General features: G+C 68.0%; 14 protein-coding genes. 8 read left to right on the forward strand and 6 right to left on the reverse strand.

All coding sequences use genetic code 11. The features are described 5' to 3' along the window. Positions 1-85: 85 nt before the first annotated feature. The 5 genes from AVTE2539_RS20655 to AVTE2539_RS20675 form a co-directional block, all read right to left on the reverse strand. Positions 86-2,788 (reverse strand): hypothetical protein, encoded by a 2,703-nt coding sequence (locus tag AVTE2539_RS20655; RefSeq protein ID WP_284413507.1) that lies wholly within the window; start codon positions 2,786-2,788, stop codon positions 86-88. Positions 2,789-3,013: 225 nt separating this feature from the next. After that, a complete protein-coding gene (locus AVTE2539_RS20660) occupies positions 3,014-3,790 on the reverse strand; it encodes a hypothetical protein (RefSeq protein WP_284413509.1) in 777 nt (258 codons plus the stop codon). Next, positions 3,772-4,284: a GNAT family N-acetyltransferase gene (locus AVTE2539_RS20665; RefSeq protein ID WP_284413511.1), complete on the reverse strand. Its 513-nt coding sequence runs from the start codon at positions 4,282-4,284 to the stop codon at positions 3,772-3,774. The genes AVTE2539_RS20660 and AVTE2539_RS20665 overlap by 19 nt, the downstream gene beginning before the upstream one ends. Before the next feature lie 10 nt (positions 4,285-4,294). After that, the gene (locus AVTE2539_RS20670) at positions 4,295-4,675 is read right to left on the reverse strand and encodes an HrpB1 family type III secretion system apparatus protein (protein ID WP_272565598.1); all 381 of its coding nucleotides are present in this window, start codon (positions 4,673-4,675) and stop codon (positions 4,295-4,297) included. Positions 4,676-4,716: 41 nt separating this feature from the next. Continuing rightward, positions 4,717-6,306, reverse strand: coding sequence for a hypothetical protein (locus tag AVTE2539_RS20675; protein ID WP_284413513.1), 1,590 nt, complete (start codon positions 6,304-6,306; stop codon positions 4,717-4,719). Positions 6,307-6,842: 536 nt separating this feature from the next. On the opposite strand from AVTE2539_RS20675, the gene AVTE2539_RS20680 reads away from it, so the two are divergent. From AVTE2539_RS20680 to AVTE2539_RS26375, 8 genes are all read left to right on the forward strand, one after another. Next, positions 6,843-7,412, forward strand: coding sequence for an aminodeoxychorismate/anthranilate synthase component II (locus AVTE2539_RS20680; RefSeq protein ID WP_284394222.1), 570 nt, complete (start codon positions 6,843-6,845; stop codon positions 7,410-7,412). Next, positions 7,409-8,074 carry a LysE family translocator gene (locus AVTE2539_RS20685; protein WP_284413515.1) on the forward strand — a complete coding sequence of 222 codons (666 nt, stop codon included), beginning with the start codon at positions 7,409-7,411 and terminating at the stop codon, positions 8,072-8,074. The genes AVTE2539_RS20680 and AVTE2539_RS20685 overlap by 4 nt, the downstream gene beginning before the upstream one ends. Before the next feature lie 20 nt (positions 8,075-8,094). Beyond that, positions 8,095-9,126, forward strand: a complete 1,032-nt coding sequence (trpD, locus tag AVTE2539_RS20690) for an anthranilate phosphoribosyltransferase (RefSeq protein WP_284394214.1) — start codon at positions 8,095-8,097, stop codon at positions 9,124-9,126. 188 nt (positions 9,127-9,314) lie between these two features. Beyond that, entirely contained in the window at positions 9,315-9,944 is a 630-nt protein-coding gene (locus AVTE2539_RS20695) for a hypothetical protein (RefSeq protein ID WP_284413516.1), read from the forward strand. A 29-nt stretch (positions 9,945-9,973) separates the two neighbouring features. After that, entirely contained in the window at positions 9,974-10,774 is an 801-nt protein-coding gene (gene trpC, locus AVTE2539_RS20700; RefSeq protein ID WP_284413518.1) for an indole-3-glycerol phosphate synthase TrpC, read from the forward strand. A gap of 74 nt (positions 10,775-10,848) precedes the next feature. Continuing rightward, on the forward strand, positions 10,849-11,568 hold the full coding sequence (locus AVTE2539_RS20705; protein WP_284413520.1) for a uracil-DNA glycosylase: 720 nt from the start codon (positions 10,849-10,851) through the stop codon (positions 11,566-11,568). A 375-nt stretch (positions 11,569-11,943) separates the two neighbouring features. Beyond that, on the forward strand, positions 11,944-13,836 hold the full coding sequence (locus tag AVTE2539_RS20710; protein WP_284413522.1) for a T3SS effector XopP-like protein: 1,893 nt from the start codon (positions 11,944-11,946) through the stop codon (positions 13,834-13,836). A 1,822-nt stretch (positions 13,837-15,658) separates the two neighbouring features. Then, on the forward strand, positions 15,659-16,087 hold the full coding sequence (locus tag AVTE2539_RS26375) for a T3SS effector XopP-like protein (protein ID WP_502868957.1): 429 nt from the start codon (positions 15,659-15,661) through the stop codon (positions 16,085-16,087). Positions 16,088-16,099: 12 nt separating this feature from the next. Here the strand turns inward: AVTE2539_RS26375 and AVTE2539_RS20725 are convergent, their stop codons facing one another. Further along, positions 16,100-17,008, reverse strand: a complete 909-nt coding sequence (locus tag AVTE2539_RS20725) for a LysR family transcriptional regulator (RefSeq protein ID WP_284413528.1) — start codon at positions 17,006-17,008, stop codon at positions 16,100-16,102. Positions 17,009-17,018 lie beyond the last annotated feature (10 nt).

Below are 17,018 nucleotides of genomic sequence, written 5' to 3' on the forward strand. Positions count from 1 at the left end.
CGCTCGGCAGTGGCGGGCAAGAAAAAGGACGATGGCCTGGGGCATTGCCCAGGCCATCGTCCCCATTGCGTCTTCGAGGGGTCGGTCAGGCCTTGACGGAGACCTGGACGCTCACGCTCACCCGCATTTCGATCTGCACCACGCGCTGCTGCTCACGGGACTGAAGGCCCTGAAGCACCTGGGCCAGCAACTGGAGGATGCCGGCGCTCGACGCCGGCGTGCCACCCACGCCAGGCACTTCGCCGCGCGCGGCGGCCAGCAGATTGCCGACACCCGATCTGCCGTCGGCGCCAGGTACATCATGGGTCTCGATGGCCTTGTAGGTGTCGGGGTTCTGGAGCATGAACTTCGCGGCTGCGGCGACTTGGGGCGATGCCGTGCCGCTCTCGGCCAGCTGGTAGAGGCGGCCCGGCGTCATGTCCTTGCCGCCGAAAGCCTTCGCCAGCAGTCCGGCGTGGCAACCCAGCATGTGGTCGGCCAGGATGCGCGCGGCGCCTTGCCCGTCCAGCTGCGATGGCTGCGCGGGCCGGGTGGGCCGCGAAGCGCCGTTGGACTGCGCGGTTCCCTGGCCCGTGAGCAACTGCAGGAGTTGCAGCAGCGCATCGAGCACGGAGCGGCTCGCGCCTGCGGTGCGTTGCGCCGCGCCGCCTTCGACGCCAGGGATCTCGCCTCGCGCGGCCGCCAGCAGGTTGCCCAGGCCGGACTTGCCGTCGGCCCCGGCCACGTCGTGCGTCTCGATGGCACGGTAGATGTCGGGGTTCTTGAGCATGAACTTCGCGGCGTCGGCGATCTCGCCTTGGCCCTGGCTCAGCTGGTAGAGGCGGTCGGGCGTCATCGAGCCACCTTGCTGCTGCAGCAGATCGGCCAGGGTGTGCGCAGCGCTCTGTCCATCCAGTGGCGGCTGGGTGTTCGAGGTGGCCTTGAGCAGTTGCAGCAGCAGTTGCAACAACGGCAGGAGGGCCTGCGCCGAGCCGCCGGACCGGCCCTGCACACCGGGGATCTCGCCGCGGGCGGCGGCCAGCAGGTTGCCCAGGCCGGACTTGCCGTCGGCCCCGGCCACGTCGCGCGTTTCGATCGCGCGGTAGGTGTCGGGGTGCTGGAGCATGTACTTCGCGGCTTCGGCCACCTGGCCCTGTCCCTGGCTCAGCTGGTACAGGCGGTCCGGGGTCATGGGCTGGGTCTTGGGCAGAAAGCGCTTGCCGAAGAGGTGGAGCGCACCACCGGCTTCCTGCACCATGTGGTCTGCCAGGACGCGTGCCGCGCTCTGGCCGTCCAGGGGCGGGTTCGGCTCTGCATGGGCCTTCAGCAGCTTCAACAGTTGCTGCAGCAGTTTTTGCAGGCTGTCCAGGGAGTCCGTTGCGCCCTTCACGGCAGGGATCTCGCCGCGGGCGGCGGCCAGTAGGTTGCCCAGGCCGGACTTGCCGTCGGCACCGGCCACGTCGCGCGTCTCGATCGCGCGGTAGGTGTCGGGGTGCTGGAGCATGTACTTCGCGGCTTCGGCTACCTTGCCCTGTCTCTGGCTCAACTGGTACAGGCGGTCCGAGGTCATGGGCTGGGTCTTGGGCAGAAAGCGCTTGCCGAAGAGGTGGAGCGCACCACCGGCTTCCTGCACCATGTGGTCGGCGAGGACGCGTGCCGCGCTCTGGCCGTTCATCGGCTGGGCCTGTGTCGGCTGTGGCTGACCGGTCGGGCCCTGGAGCTGCGCCAGCAATTGCCGCAGCAGTTGCAGGATGTTGCCCAAGGCGCTGGAGGCCTGGCCGCCCACGCCGGGGACCTCACCCCGCGCGGCCGCCAGCAGGTTGCCGACGCCGGATTTGCCGTCCGCGCCAGGCACGTCATGGGTTTCGATGGCGCGGTAGACATCGGGGTTCTGGAGCATGAATTTCGCCGCCGCCGCCACCTCGGGTGAGGCCTTGCCCCCCTCGGCCAGTTGATAGAGCCGTTCGGGTGTCATCGCCTGGGGCTTGAACAGGCGTGCCAGCGGCGAGGCGTTCCCCTGGAGCATGTGATCCGCCAGGATGCGGGAGGCATCCTGCGCGTCCATGGGCGGCTCGGCAGGGGCGGACCGTTGCTGGGCGCGGGGCGCCACCGGCGCTACACGGTCCTGGTCGGCCAGGGGCTGCAGCGTGGAGCCACCGGCGGGCCGGGGCGACGAAAGCCCCGAAAGGGCACCCTGGGCGGCCGCCTCGAAGTCGTCCGATTCCGACAGGCCGTCGGCGGCGCCCCCGTCGTTCGTCTCGATCTGGCGATAGGACTCGGGGTTCTGCAGCATGAACTTCGCTGCCGCCGAGACGGTGGGCGAGGTGTCGCTGTTGGGCCGCTTGGCCAGTTGGAAAAGCGTGTTGGGGTCGATGGACGGCACATGGTTCTGGCGCATGAAGGCTGCGATGGCGCCGGAGGCGGCCTGCTCGTTCATCGGCACCGCGCTCTCTGGCGCACTGTCCTGCAGTTGCGCGTCGTAGCCGCCGCGCGCCGCGAAGTCGAAACTGGAGACGTCCGCGGTACCGTCACCGCCTGAGGGGTCCAGCAGTGCGTAGATGTCCGGGTGGGTCAGCATGAAATTCGCTGCTTCCGAGACGTCCTCGGGCGTTTGGCCGGAGGTGTTGCGGGCCAGCCCGTAGAGCCCATTCGGCGTCTGCGTGTCGATGCCGTTCTGGTGCATGTATTTCGCCAGGGCCGCTGCGGCCTCCTTGGTCTGCGCGGCCGTGTTGCCCGCCGTTTTGCCGGGCTGGGCGCGCCCGATGCTGATGCTGAGAGAGGCTGTGTAGCCGTTGACCGTGGTATTCATAAACGCTGCTTTCGTTGGACAACGGAGGCGGCGGTTTCCGGCCACGCTCCCTGCCAGGGTGGAGAAAGGTGTCTCGGGATTCGAGATGGAATGGATGGGCAAACGCCGTTCTTCGCGACCCTCAAAATCCACCGTGGGGACAGCGGTACCGCGTGGATCGGGTGCGGCCTGCAGCAGCCTGCCCTGGGGCCCGGAACCCATGCGGTGGGTGCCGGGCCACGGGGGTCAGGCGGGCAGGGCCTGGTCGCGGAACGGCAGCGCCGCATCGGTGAGCAGCCACTGGATCAGGTGGGCCGGGCTCAGATGCTCGGCTAATGCGATGGCCTGCGCCGACAGCTGGACCTTCGTGTCGCCCAGTCCTTGCTGCACCAGTGCGCGCGCGGCTTCGAGCACCAGGGGCCTGGCCGCCTCGATCGTGCCCGCGGGGTCGCCGGCGTCCACCAGCCGGCGGCGTGCATGCACCGGCACTTCGGCCAGCCGCACGAGCGAGGCGATCAGTGCCGCCGAAGGGGCCATGCCTCCGGGGTGAAAGCCTTTCTGGGCATCGACCAGCAGCCATTCGCGCTCTTCGTCGATGCACGCGATCGCGTCGCCGCAGGCGGGGTGCACGGCCGGGCCCGACAGGCCGCTGGGAGCGCTCAGGCGCTCGAAGTCCGCGCTGTTGGCGTGCACCTGCGAAAGCCGGTTGTCCGAGAACAGGCGAAGGGTGCGGTTCAATTCGCGCCCCTCCTGGCCTGCCAGCGCTTCCAGCCGCACCAGCAGGCCCTGCACGGCCATGTGTCGCTGCGTCAAAGCGCTTTCGCAACCGGGCAGCAACAGATTGCTGGACACCCAGAGCCCGGAAGAGCGGGGAAACCCGTCGTCCAGAAGAATGGGCGGCTGGACCATGGACACGAGCCGCAGGCGAACGCCCGCGCCGTCATGGGGAACGATCCGGTGCGCGCCGGCGCCCCAGGCCTGGGGCGGCTGCCGCTCGGCGGCGCTCATTGAGGGTGAAGGCATGGCGATGCTCCGAAGAAGGCGGGGCCCGCCGCACGCGCGGCCGGCGCGCCGTTGCGGTGGGGGCGCGGGTACTCGGTCTTGCGCAGGCCGCCCTGCGGCGTGATGCGGTAGATGATGTCGTCGCCGCGGGCCTCGATCCTCTGCCAGCCATGGCGCTCCATGAAGCGCAGGCAGCGGTGGTTGTCGTTCTCCACCGCGACCAGAATGTCGGCTTTCAGCGAAAACAGCCACTGCAGTGCCGGCTTGAGCAGCAGGGCCCAGAGGCCGTGGTAGCGCGGCAGCACCGCGATGTGGGCCTGTTCTCCATCGAACAGGATGCCGCCGATCGGTGCGCCATCGGACTCGAATCCGATGGACGGGCATTCGGCGTAGAACGCTGCGAAGGCGTCGCGTGTGACCGTCTGCGTGTAGTCCTGGGTGCAGCCCGCCGCGTAGCGGGCTGAATCCGCGTCGTAGAACACGCCCAGGTCGGCCTGGGGAGTGAGCTTCAGCATGGCGGCGGTCCTATGCGAGATCGCCAGCGATCTCGGGTTCCAGCTGGAGCAGCTCGCGCATGGATTTGCGCACGTGCTCGTCGCCGCTTTCCAGGCAGCTTTGCGCGTGGTAGTGCCAGGTGGGATCGCCCAGGATGTTCAGGCACAGGGCCTTGAGTTCCGGGGCGGTGTCCTCGCCCAGCGTGTTCAGGTACTGAAGGGCCTCCTGCGTGTAGCCCCGCTGGATCGCGATGAGCACCGGAAAGATCAGGTACTCCTCGGTGTCCGGGCTGAGCGCATTCAGCTCCTCCAGCATGGTTTCCGCTTCGTCCAGCTGGTTCTCGCGGATGGCGTTGACCAGAGAGACGGCCAAGGCGGCGATGGGATCTTCGTGAACATTGGAGTCGTCCATGGTCATTGCCTTTCAAAAGAGGTGAGGAAGAAGCGTCCGCGTCAGGCGCGGATGTGCATGTGCATGTCGATCGAAACGCGGGTTTCGGTCGCGCTGGTGGGCAGCTGTGGCAACTGCGGCAGGCCCTTGCCGAGGGACAGGCCCGCGGCCACGCCCTGGTTGGCGGTGTCGATCACCGACTGCATCACGCCGCTGATCACGTCCTTCACCACGGACTGGATGCGGTCCTGGATGCCGGCACGCAGGTCCGAGCCCAGCTGGCTACCCACGCCGCCCGCGCTCGGCGACGATGCGCCGCCCGTCGGTTGCAGGCCCTGCAGGCCCTTGGCCATGACCTGGTCGACGATGCCCTGGATGGCTTGGTCCGCCACGCCGAGCAGCTTTTCCTGGATGGAGTTCTGCAGGCCTTGCTTGAGGTCCGAGGCCACCTGACGGCTGCCCGACTTCAGGCCCGTCGCATTGCGGGGGCTGCTCACGTTGGACAGCGTGTCCTCGAGCACACCCTGGCCGAGCGCTGCCAGCGCGCTGTTCTGGTCGAGCCCCAGCTTGGGCAGCAGCGTGTACAGGGCGGCTTGCACCGCGGCCTGGATGGCCATGTCGACGGCGTTGTGCACCGAGTTCTGCACCGATTCCTTGACGGCCTCGCGGCGGGTCTGCGGCGGCACTTCGTCCGGGCCCTGTGCATGGCGCGAGCCATCCGTGCCACGGCGGCCGCGGGTCTGCACGGCCGTGCTGGCGGCGTCCTGCAATGCACCGCCGACCAGGTTCGTGCCGGTGCCGACCGCGTTCGAGTCGTTGTTGGGGTCCAGCGTCTGCTGCAGGCTGAGCATCAGCTTGTCGATGGTGCTCTGAACGACCGTATCGACCGCATCGCGGGCCGCGGTTTCGGCGGCGTCGCGCGCGCCCTGGCGGAAGCCCGTCGGGGACATGCCGGACAGGTCGTCCCCGTTCTGGCGCAGGCCGGTCGAGCGGGTGTCGGGCAGGTCGTTGGCGCCCTTGCGGAAGCTCTCGCCGTCGGCGAAACGGCCCGCGCGTGAGGAACTCAGGCCGCCGCTGGTGGCTGCACCGATCGTGTCCACGGCCAGGCCACCCAGCAGCGATGTGCCGTTGGGGTCCAGCACTTTGGACGCGGCCTTGGTGACTTCCTGCGTGGCCAGGTCGATGGTGGAGTCCACCGCCAGGCGCGCCACGTTCTTGGCGATGCCGCCGGGCCCGAAATTGGAGGCGGTTTCCATGGCGCCCAGCGCCAGGTCCTTGATGCCGTTCAGGGCTTGGGACAGGTTGCCTTTGGCAATGCCCTTGGCCAGGCCCACGGCGCCCTTCTTGATGCTGGTGAGGCCGCCCTCGACGCTGTCCACGGCGGTGTCCACCACCTTCTGGGCGACGCTCTGCACCTTCTTGAGCACCTTGTCGAGCGCCCCGTCCAGTAAGGTATTGGCCGCCAATGCGGCCGGCGTGAGGTTGATGGCGCCGCGGGCGATGTCTCCGCCCGCCTCTCCCAGCTTCTTGAGACCGGCCGCCGCCCCTTTCAGATCGAGCGTGGCCAGGCCTTTGGCGATTTGCCCTACGCCCTGAACGGCTTTTTCAATGCCCTTCGCGATTGACTTGAACGCGTTTTTTATCGCACCCATGGATTGACCCCTTGCAGTTGATGAAGAAATGCACTGGACGGCAATCGGCCTTTTCGGAACGGAAAGGGGGCGGTTGCAGGACCCAACGCGGAGGTTCCGACTTTCCGCGTGGCAAGCGTATGTAAACGCTTTGTATGCGATGCGGATTGCGGCCATGCGAAGTGCGGCGGGCACCGGCGTGGCGCGTGAGCGCGGCGCGCCGGAGGGCTCGTTGAGGGCGGCTGAGGGCGGCTGAGGGGCTGCGCAGGGGCCGGCGCCCCGCGAATCCGTCCTTTGCACGGCGGGGCGGGCAGGCAGGTGATAATCGCCGCCATGCCTCATCCGCGTCCTTGCCTGGCGGCACCCTTCCCCCTTCGTTGGCGCAAGCCTGCGAACTGACACCCCTGGTGCGCCCGCGCGGGCGCGCATCCCAAAAAGTCTCCCCCCGCTGCCTCGGCAGCCGCGGACCCGCCCGGACCGGGCTGCGCCGTGTGACGGGGGTGCATTTCCCAACGGGGGCCGGGCCCGGCCCCCCAAGCATTCAAGAGGTCAAAGCCATGCTGCTGATGGTCGACAACTACGACAGCTTCACCTACAACATCGTCCAGTACTTCGGAGAGCTGGGTGCCGAGGTCGAGGTGTACCGCAACGACGAGATCACGCTGGAGGGCATCGCCGCACGGGCGCCCGACCGGCTCGTCATCTCCCCCGGGCCGTGCTCGCCGGCCGAAGCCGGCATCTCGGTGGCCGCCATCCACCACTTCGCCGGCAAGCTGCCCATCCTGGGCGTGTGCCTGGGCCACCAGGCCATCGGGGCCGCATTCGGCGGGACCATCGTGCGGGCCCAGGAGCTGATGCACGGCAAGACCAGCGTGATCACCACCACCCAACAAGGCGTGTTCGCCGGCCTGCCCGAGCAGTTCACGGTGAACCGCTACCACTCGCTGTCCATCGAGCGGGCCACCTGCCCGGACGTGCTGGAGGTGACGGCCTGGACCGACGACGGCGAGATCATGGGCGTGCGCCACAAGACGCTGGACATCGAGGGCGTGCAGTTCCACCCGGAAAGCATCCTCACCGAGCACGGCCACGCCATGCTGCGCAACTTCCTGCAGGCGCGGCCATGATCGAGACGCACCAGCTGCTCCTGTTCATCGCGGCCGGATGGCTGCTCAACCTCACGCCCGGGCCGGACGTGCTCTACATCGTCACGAACGCGCTGAAATCCGGCGTGCGCGCCGGGTTCGTCGCGGGCTTCGGGATCACGGCCGGGTGCTTCGTGCACATCGTCGCGGCGGCCGTGGGCGTCGGGGCTCTGCTGGCTGCGTCGGCCGCGGCCTTCACGGCACTCAAATGGGTGGGGGCCGCCTACCTGCTGTGGATGGGCGTTCGCATGCTGTGGGCCAGGGCCCCTGCCGGCGCGGCCGGTGGCGCCGATCTGGCCGCCGCGCGCGCCGCGCCCTCGGCGCCAGCTTCGCTGAAGAAGGTGTTCCTGGGCGGGTTCTGGACCAACGTGCTCAACCCCAAGGTGGCCATCTTCTTTCTGGCCTTCGTGCCCCAGTTCATCGCACCGGGCACCGAGAACAAGGCCTGGGCCTTCGTGCTGCTGGGCGTGCTGTTCAACATCAACGCCATTCCGGTCAACGCCGGCTGGGCGCTGGCGGCGGCCTGGATGGCCCGCCGCCAGGGTGCGATCCAGCGAGGTATGCATTGGCTGGACCGCGTGGCCGGTGCGATGTTCATCGGTTTCGGCATCCGGCTTGCGCTCTCCGAGCGTCCCGGCGCCTGAGCTTCATTCGAGGAAACGGAATGTCCATTACCCCCCAGGAAGCGCTGCAGCGCACCATCGAGCACCGCGAAATCTTCCACGACGAGATGCTGCACCTGATGCGCCTCATCATGCGCGGCGAACTGTCGCCCGTGATGACGGCGGCCATCGTGACCGGCCTGCGTGTCAAGAAGGAAACCATCGGCGAGATCGCCGCCGCCGCGCAGGTCATGCGCGAGTTCTCCAACAAGGTCCACGTGCCGGACACCACGCACATGGTGGACATCGTGGGCACGGGCGGCGATGGCGCCAACACCTTCAACATCTCCACCTGCGCGATGTTCGTGGCCGCCGCTGCCGGCGCCAAGACCGCCAAGCACGGCGGGCGCGGCGTCTCCAGCAAGAGCGGCAGTGCCGACGTGATGGAGTCGCTGGGCGTGCACATCAACCTGCCGCCCGAGGCCATCGCGCGCTGCATCGCCGAGGTCGGCATCGGCTTCATGTTCGCGCCCAACCACCACCCCGCCATGAAGAACGTGGCGCCGGTGCGCAAGGAAATGGGCGTGCGCACCCTGTTCAACATCCTCGGGCCGCTCACCAACCCGGCGGGCGCGCCCAACATCCTCATGGGGGTGTTCCACCCCGACCTGGTGGGCATCCAGGTGCGCGCGCTGCAGCGGCTGGGCGCCGAGCACGCCGTGGTGGTCTATGGCCGCGACGGCATGGACGAGGTCAGCCTGGGCGCGGCCACGCTGGTGGGCGAGCTGAAAAAGGGCGAGATCACCGAATACGAAATCCACCCCGAAGACTTCGGCCTGGCCATGGCCAGCAACCGGACCCTGAAGGTGGACACCCCCGAGCAGTCGCGCGAGGTGCTGCTGGGCGTGCTGCGCGGCCAGCCCGGCCCGGCCCAGGACATCGTCTGCCTGAATGCCGGCGCGGCGCTGTATGCCGCCAATGTGGCCGACTCGATCGCGGACGGCATCGTCCGCGCCCGCGCCGCCATTGCCAGCGGAGCCGCCCTCGCCAAGCTGGAGCAACTCGTCGCGCGCACCCATGCGCTGGCGGCCTGAAGCATTACCGATGTGGTGCTGCCCTGCCAACTTCGGCGCCCTCGGCCTCCCGAGGTCGATGCCGCGCTTTGTCGCGGCATTCCCGAAGACCGCAGCCCACCGGGCGTGGCCGAGGCGCGCGCGGTGGACGATGCCTGCACTTTGCTCGGCGCGCTGATGCGCGCGGGTCGATGCAACTTCGCCATGCCATGACGCAGGACCTCACGAAGCCGCCTCGGGTGGAGCATGGCCCGCTCCACAGCGTCGAAGCACTGGCGTTGGCCCTGCCGCGAGTACAGCGCTTGTTGTTGCCCGAGGCCTTGAACCCTCCGCGCGGCCCATGGGCGTATGCCGCCATGCTGGGCCCTGTTGCGCTGTTTCTGGGCTGGAAGGCCATGCAGGTTCCCGGTCTGGACGCGCCACCGATTTCCTGGGGGGTGGCGGTAGTCACCGGCGTGCTGGCTGCTGCAGCCATTTGGATACTGGCTCGCCAGGAGCGTCGGTGGCGCGGCTGGTGTGTGGACTTCGAACAGTTGCGCATCATGGCGGTGGGGCAGGGCCCTCAGCCTCCCATCGTTTTGAATGCCACGGAGCACAGCCTGGGCTGCTACGTCGGAAGCAGCGCCGCGCACGGCACCTGTTTTGTGCTGGAGTTGCGCCATGTCCGGCGCGGCCCGGTGGCGCAACTGACCTCTGTTACGTTTTCTGCCGTGCGCCAGGCGGCCTGGAATCAACAATTGCAACAGCTGGATCGTTGCGTTGACATGCTGGCCGGGCGCCTTCACATTCGTCGCTCTGGCGAGCCGCTGCTGAAGACCATCCAGCGCCCGATGCGCTGACCCTATTTCCCATTCCCTGATTGCCTTCCATGTCCGACATCCTGAACAAGATCATTGCCGTCAAGCGCGAGGAAATCGCGGCAGCGCAAAAGAAAGCGCCCCTGGCCGCCATTCGTGCGGATGCGGAAAGCCGCGTGCTCACGCGCGACTTCGAAGGGGCGCTGCGCGCAAAAATAGCCAAGGGCCAGGCGGCGGTGATCGCCGAGGTCAAGAAGGCCAGCCCGTCCAAGGGCGTGCTGCGCGCGGATTTCATTCCCGCCGACATCGCCCAGAGCTATGCCGAGGGAGACGGCAAGGTGAGCGCGGCGTGCCTGTCGGTGCTGACCGACCGGCAATTCTTCCAGGGCCAGCCCGACTACCTGAAGCAGGCGCGCGCCAGCTGCCAGCTGCCGGTGCTGCGCAAGGATTTCATGGTGGACGCCTACCAGATCTATGAATCGCGGGCCATGGGAGCCGATGCCATCCTGCTGATCGCGGCCTGCCTGGACGATGCGCAGATGGCCGATTTCGAGGCCATCGCCCGCAGCCTGGACATGGCGGTGCTGGTGGAGGTGCACGATGGCGCCGAGCTGGACCGGGCGCTGCGCCTGCGCACGCCGCTGGTGGGCATCAACAACCGCAATCTACGGACCTTCGAGGTGTCGCTCTCGACCACCCTGGCGCTGCAAAAGAACTTGCCGGCCGACCGCCTGCTGGTGACCGAGTCGGGCATTCTCTCGCCCGCCGACGTGCGGCAGATGCGCGATGCGGGCGTGAACGCCTTCCTGGTCGGCGAGGCCTTCATGCGGGCGCCGGAACCCGGCGAGGCCCTGGCCAAGCTGTTCGCCTGACACCGGTTTGCTGGATGCTATTAAATTAATAGCTATATGCCCTAGATCTTATTGTGCTGGAGGCTGTTTTGAGCATGAATGATTCCGTGGCGCCGTCCACCCAGCTGCACAGCGCCGATCCTGCCGACTGGCCCGTGGCGGCCGGATGGCAGCCCCTGGTGGATGCCTTTTTCGCCGGTGCGCGGGGGCAGGCGCTGCTGGCGTTTCTGAAGGCACGGCTGGTGGATGGCGCCGCCATCTTCCCGCCCCGGCCGCTGCGCGCGCTGGAGCTGACCCCGCCCGATCAGGTGCGCGTGGTCATCCTCGGGCAGGACCCGTACCACGGCCGTGGGCAGGCCGAGGGCCTCGCGTTTTCGGTGGCGCCCGGCGTGCAGCTGCCGCCTTCGCTGCGCAACATCTTCAAGGAGATGCAGCGCGACCTGGGCACCCCCTTTCCCGCCTGGCCCGAGCCGGGCGGCAGCCTCGCCAAATGGGCCAAAAATGGCGTGCTGCTGCTCAACACCTGCCTCACCGTGGAAGAGGGCCAGGCCGCCAGCCATTCCGGCAAGGGCTGGGAGGAGCTCACCGACGCGGTGATCCGCCATGTGGCCGAGGGCGATCGGCCGGTGGTGTTCATGCTGTGGGGCTCGCATGCCCAGTCCAAGCGCGTGTGGATTCCGGGCGACCGGGGCCACCTGGTGCTCACGGCCAACCACCCTTCGCCGCTGTCCGCGCTGCGCCCGCCCGTGCCGTTCATCGGGTGCGGGCACTTCGGCAAGGCGCGGGAGTTTCGCCAGCAGCACGCCGAGAAGTAGCCACGGCGTGAGGGCTGGGCGGGCCCCCACGCTATGCAAAGGGGGCTTCGCCAGCCCCTGAGCTGCTTCGGGTTTTGAGAGTCTTTCCGCAGTACCGCAGCCATCCTTCTGGCTGCAGATTTACTTCGTCAAGGTCTTCCATGCCATCGGGAAATGTCAACCATCGCGGCCGTACCGCAGGGACACCCGCGCATCCTGCAACGACGCCATCGTCGCAGGATGCGGCTCCCACGGCCAGGTCATCAGCGGGGCGGCAGCGTGGCAGCACGGTGCATCAGGGTGGGCCTTCGGATACGTTGCGCCCGCGTGGCGGGCGCCACAGCACAGCGCCCACGGGCCAACGTTCCGCCGCGGCCCGACGTCTTGGGAGCGGCTTTGGCGCGCCCTTCGCCTGCGGCCCGGTCGGCGGCCACGACCATCGACGAGGCGATTCCCCATCTGAATCGGTACCAGACGTTCATGGGGCGCTTGTCGCTGGAGCGTGACGCTGCATTGACGCGCAGGGCATCGTCCCCCGCTTTCGAGCAAGCCCAGCTCGCCATGGAGGCGCTGGGAAAACTGACGATGGGCCAACGGCACCACGCGGGCCCACGCATTCCGGTGTTCATCGAGCAGCAGCGGACGATGTCCGCCTACCGCATGGTCATGACCACGCCGAAATCGGGCGTCGACCAATTGGCGCAAGAGCTGCTGTACCACCCCGACACGGCAAGCTACCAGGCGGCCTGGGCCGGCTATGTCGAAAAAGCAGATGCGCAACTCAAAGAGCTGGAGCCTTTGGGCAAGGCCCTGGCGGACACCATCGATTCGCTCGGAAAGCGGGAAACGTTCGAATCGACGCCCGACGCTGCCACAACGCTCAAGGCGGCGGTGATGGGCGCTGCCAAGGCACGGCTCATCGCCATTGAGTCGCACGTGGATCGCGTGATGCTGGGCGTCATGATGCTGGCGCAAGCCGATGCTGCCGACAGCGTGACCGAGCAGACTCTGAAACTGCAGAAAGAGTTTGTCGGCGATGTCGTGCACCTGCGCAAGGCCGCCGATCTGCTGTTGGATGCGCGTGTGGCGCCTCACCCCCAGGAGGCGGCATGGTTGGAGGGCTATGTGATGGCGCTGGAGCGCCACGCGCGGGATCACCTCATGGAGGCGACCCGGCACCTGCCACCCGACCAGGACCTGTCGGCGTCACCGGTGGGCAAGGCCGCCCTGGAGCTGGCGGCGTCCATCCGGTTGCTGGCCAGCGAGATCGGCAAGGTGCTGACGGCGCGAAAGCTCTCGCCGCAGATGGCTGCCCGCGTTCATGACCTCACGGTCGAGGGACGGTCGACGCAGGTTCAAGAACCGTCGATCGAGGAGGCGGAACCCGCCCTTTCCGCGCAGGAGTCGGCCGTGTCGGAAGGGCCCTCCAAATCCGGCCGCAAGCACCGCCGCAACGCCAAGGCCTCGCATTCTGCGGGCGGCCCATCGGCTCCATCGGTCGGCAAGCCGGCATTGTCCGCGGCGCAAGAGGTCGCCATCGAACTGGCGACGGAGCGGCTCCAGCGGTTTCGCAAGCCGCCACAGCCGACGGGCGGGGCGCGATTCGACTTCTTCGCGCTGGCGGAGTCGATGAATCGCGATGTGTCCCGCATCCGCACCGCCTTGGATACCGGCATCGACCCGATCCACGTGGCGCAATCCATGCGCAATGCGCTGGTGAGCTGGTTCGGCCAGCCCGGCATCTGGGCCCAACGGAGCCAGCAGCTCGACAGCATGGCGGGCCCCGTCATGGAGGAGCCTTCGATGGCACGGTTGCGCGACGACGTGGCGCAGCGGACCGCTGCCGTGCAGGCCCTGCACGACCAGGTCCGGCAGATCGAGATCGAGCTCGTCAAGCAATACGCCTATCCGATGGCACGCCATGTATCGATGCTGCTGGCATCGGGCGAAGCCATGCCGGAGGGAGCGGTGAGCAAGCTTCGGTCCGAAGGCGATCCGGACGACACCCACGGCAAGGTGTTCGAAGTGCGCCTTGCGGTGCGTCCGCTGTCGGACGGGCAGCCCGCCCCGTCGCTTTACGTGCATTTCCACACGGAGAAAGTCGTGGGCACCGGTGCCATCGCCACCATCTCCCCCGAGGACCTGGCGGCGGTGCACGTCAAGACGGCCGAGCAATGCGGGCGGGGCAAGAACTGGGAAAGCATCAACGCCGCGATACTCGGCCCTGTGCACCGGGGGCCTTTGACGGACCAGGTGTTGCTGGACCTGCAAAAGCGCATGAAGCGCTGATGTGGGTGACGCTGATCTTTGGGGTTTTCAAGGGGCAGGTCCATGGCGGGTGAACTCACTGCTTCCGGCAAAGCGAGCCGAAGCCCACGCGCGCATGGCGATGGCCAGGAGCCAGCGTCAGGGCCGTCCCGGGACGTGCCCAGCGTTTCATCGCGGCGTGACAGTTCGCCGGCGGGCTCGCCCAGCGGCATTGCAGCGCATCTCCCGTCCCGTCCCAGAAGTACCGTGGCCAGCGGAGAGACGTCCCAGCTTCGCGCGGCGCTGCCCGTTCAGCGGCCACCGAAACCGGCGCAGCAAGCACGGATCGAGAAGCGGGAGAAAAAGCAGGCGGCCATCGTTGCCGGCGAAACCGTCGACAAGGCGACGGCCTATATCGAAACCTTCGACAGACTGTGCATGGCCGGAGGGGTCACGCCCCACAATCAACAGCGCATCCTGGAAACGGCATTCCAGTGGGCCGATCGCGGCATTGCCGCTTTCGACGGCCTGACCGAGCTCCAGCGCCAAGACCCACAGGGGCGAAATGCTTTCGTGACCCTCTACCAAAAGCGCGCGGCCTTGGCGGCCTTTCTGGTCCAGCACCTTCCCGAGGTGCCCGTCGAGCAAGGCCATGCGCTTTCGCAGCGCATGCTGGAGGCGCGCTCCCAGCCCGTGGACCTGGTCGCCTTGGACAGGGATTTGAATGCGCACCTCGGCCAGGTCGATCAAGTCATCGAGGCGATCCGGCCGTACATCACTGCCACGTCCGAGGCCATCGAGAAGCTGGGTACTCCGGCCCATCTCAAAGCCCACCCCGGCTTGGTCGGGGTCTTGAAGGAAGCCACGCACACGCTCACGAAACTGCGGATGCAGGCCTTCGACATGCACAAGGAAAAGATCTGGACCCTGGGCAATCGCATGGTGGTCGCAGAGGGCATGGACGGCATCGAGATTCTCCGAGAGATCGTGGCGCTGTTGAGCTGCGCGGTGGATCTGTCGGACCGCGCCGCGATCGATCTGCTGCAGGACGCGCGCATGCCCATGCGGGGAGACATGGCGGGCCACGCGGGACGCATGCAAAACGGTGCGTTGCGCTTGCGGAGGCACGCGCAGGCGTTCATCTTGCTGGCGAGCCGCCATTTCGATACCGAAGCGGGCGCCTCGCAGGCGGTCGCCCTGGATTTCGCCAAGCGTTTGGCGAAATCCATCGGGGCCCTGGCCCAGGAATGCGATGCCGTGCTCGATGGGCACAAGGTGTCCGTTGCCACCGCGAACCGGCTGGAAGGCACCACCTACCTGGGGGTGCCCACGCGTCCGTCCAACTTGGCGCCGCCCGACGACGAAGCACCGATGGCACCGGGGCCGGACGATTTAGCCGCATCCCCTTCCACGCCGGCGCCCAGGCGCTCCCATGCCGGCAAGGCCCGCAAGGCCCCGGTAGGTGGGCATGTGCTGCCGGACGGCATCGGCGGCCCGGCAGCCGTCGCGCTGTCCCTTCGCCAGACCGTCGTGCTTGAACTGGCGCAAGAGCGCCTCAAAGCGTTCCCCGCTCCCAAGGCCGGCAGGCTGCGGGAGCCCGGCGACGTGCTGGCGTTGGGTGCGTCCCTTCGCAAGGACACCGTGACGATCGGTGCAGCCATCGGGCAGAACAACGATCCGCTGAACCTGGCGCGCCAGATCCGGTTCACGCTCGATGGATGGTTCGGCGATCCAGGCCAGTGGAAGGTCCGGCGCCAGCAATTGGAGGAGGCCGGCGCGGAGGGGTCGACGCTGGTCCTGGACACCCTTCGGGCCCTGGACCAGCGCATCGAAGCCATCGATGCCATGCACCGCCGTTCACGCCATGGGGACGGACCTGATCAAGACCTTTCCGTATCCCGAGCTCAAGCATGTCTCGCACTTGCTGCAACAGGGCGTGGCGGCGGATGGCGGCATGCTGCGCGTCGGCGCGCCGCGCAAACTGCGCTCGCAGGGCGATCCCGACGACCGCCATGGAACCCTTTTCGAGGTGAAGCTCGATACGGGAACGCTCGCTGACGGCCGGCCGGCGCCCGCGCTCTACGTGCATTTGCACACCAAGGTGCCGATCACGGCCGAGGCATGCCGCACCGTCGAATTCGACGGGCTGGACGCATTCCATGTGAAGACGGCCGATCAGTCTGGAAAGGGGGCGACCTGGGAACTCCTGAACGACGCCCTGCACAGTGTGCATCGGGGGCCGCTCGACAGCGCCGTGCTGAAGGCGCTGCAGCACCGGATGGCCCACCGCTGATCTGAACGGCTTTCAGGGCGCTGTCAATTGCGCCTTGAGCCGCTCCAGAAAGGCCTGCGCAGCCACGGGCAGCGCGCGGCCGGCGAGGGTCTGCACTTCGATGTCGCGCAGGTCCATGCCCGGATCGCCGAGGGGCCGCGCCACGATGGCGCCTGCGGCCACGGCATGGCGCGTGGCGATTTCGCTCGACACCGACACGCCGCCGCCGTGCGCCACGAACTCCAGCACCGTGCGGGCGTGGTTGCTGACCAGCACGGGCTCCAGCTGCAGGCCCTGGCGGCTGCAGGCCATGTCGATCATCTGGCGCACGATGGTTTCCTGCGGCGGCAGCACGAGCGGGAACCGGGCCATCTGCGCCAGGCTGATGCGGCTGGCGCCGGCCAGCGGGTGACCGGGCGGCAGCATGGCCAGCACGGGGGCGCTCTGGCGGTGGGCCACCTGGATGCCGGGCTGCGGCGCGCGGCTGAAGCACAGGCCGATGTCGGCCACGCCCGTGCGCACGGCCTCCGGCACCTGCGCGGTGGGCATCGCCGTCACCGTGAAGCGGATGCCCGCATGCTCGCGCTGGAACGCCACGCACAGCCGGGGCACCAGTTCGTTGGCGAACACATCCGAGGTGGCCAGGCGCACCTGGCCCGCACGCAGCCCGAGCAGCGCGCCGATCTCGCCCAGCGCGCGCTCGGCGTCCAGCCCGGTGCGCCGCGCATGCGTGGCGAGGATCTCGCCGGCCGCCGTCAGCACCATGCCGCGTGGGTGCCGCTCGAACAGCGGCGTGCCCAGCTGCGCCTCCAGCCCCGCGATCTGGCGGCTCAGGGCCGATGCGGCCACGTGCAGCCGGGCGGAGGCTTCGGTCAGCGATCCGCATTGCGCCACTTCGAGGAAGTAACGCAGGGCGGTGTCTTGCAGCAGGTGGGCTCGCATGGTGGAGAAA

Source organism: Acidovorax sp. SUPP2539, from assembly GCF_030158975.1.
Classification (GTDB): Bacteria; Pseudomonadota; Gammaproteobacteria; order Burkholderiales; family Burkholderiaceae_C; genus Paracidovorax.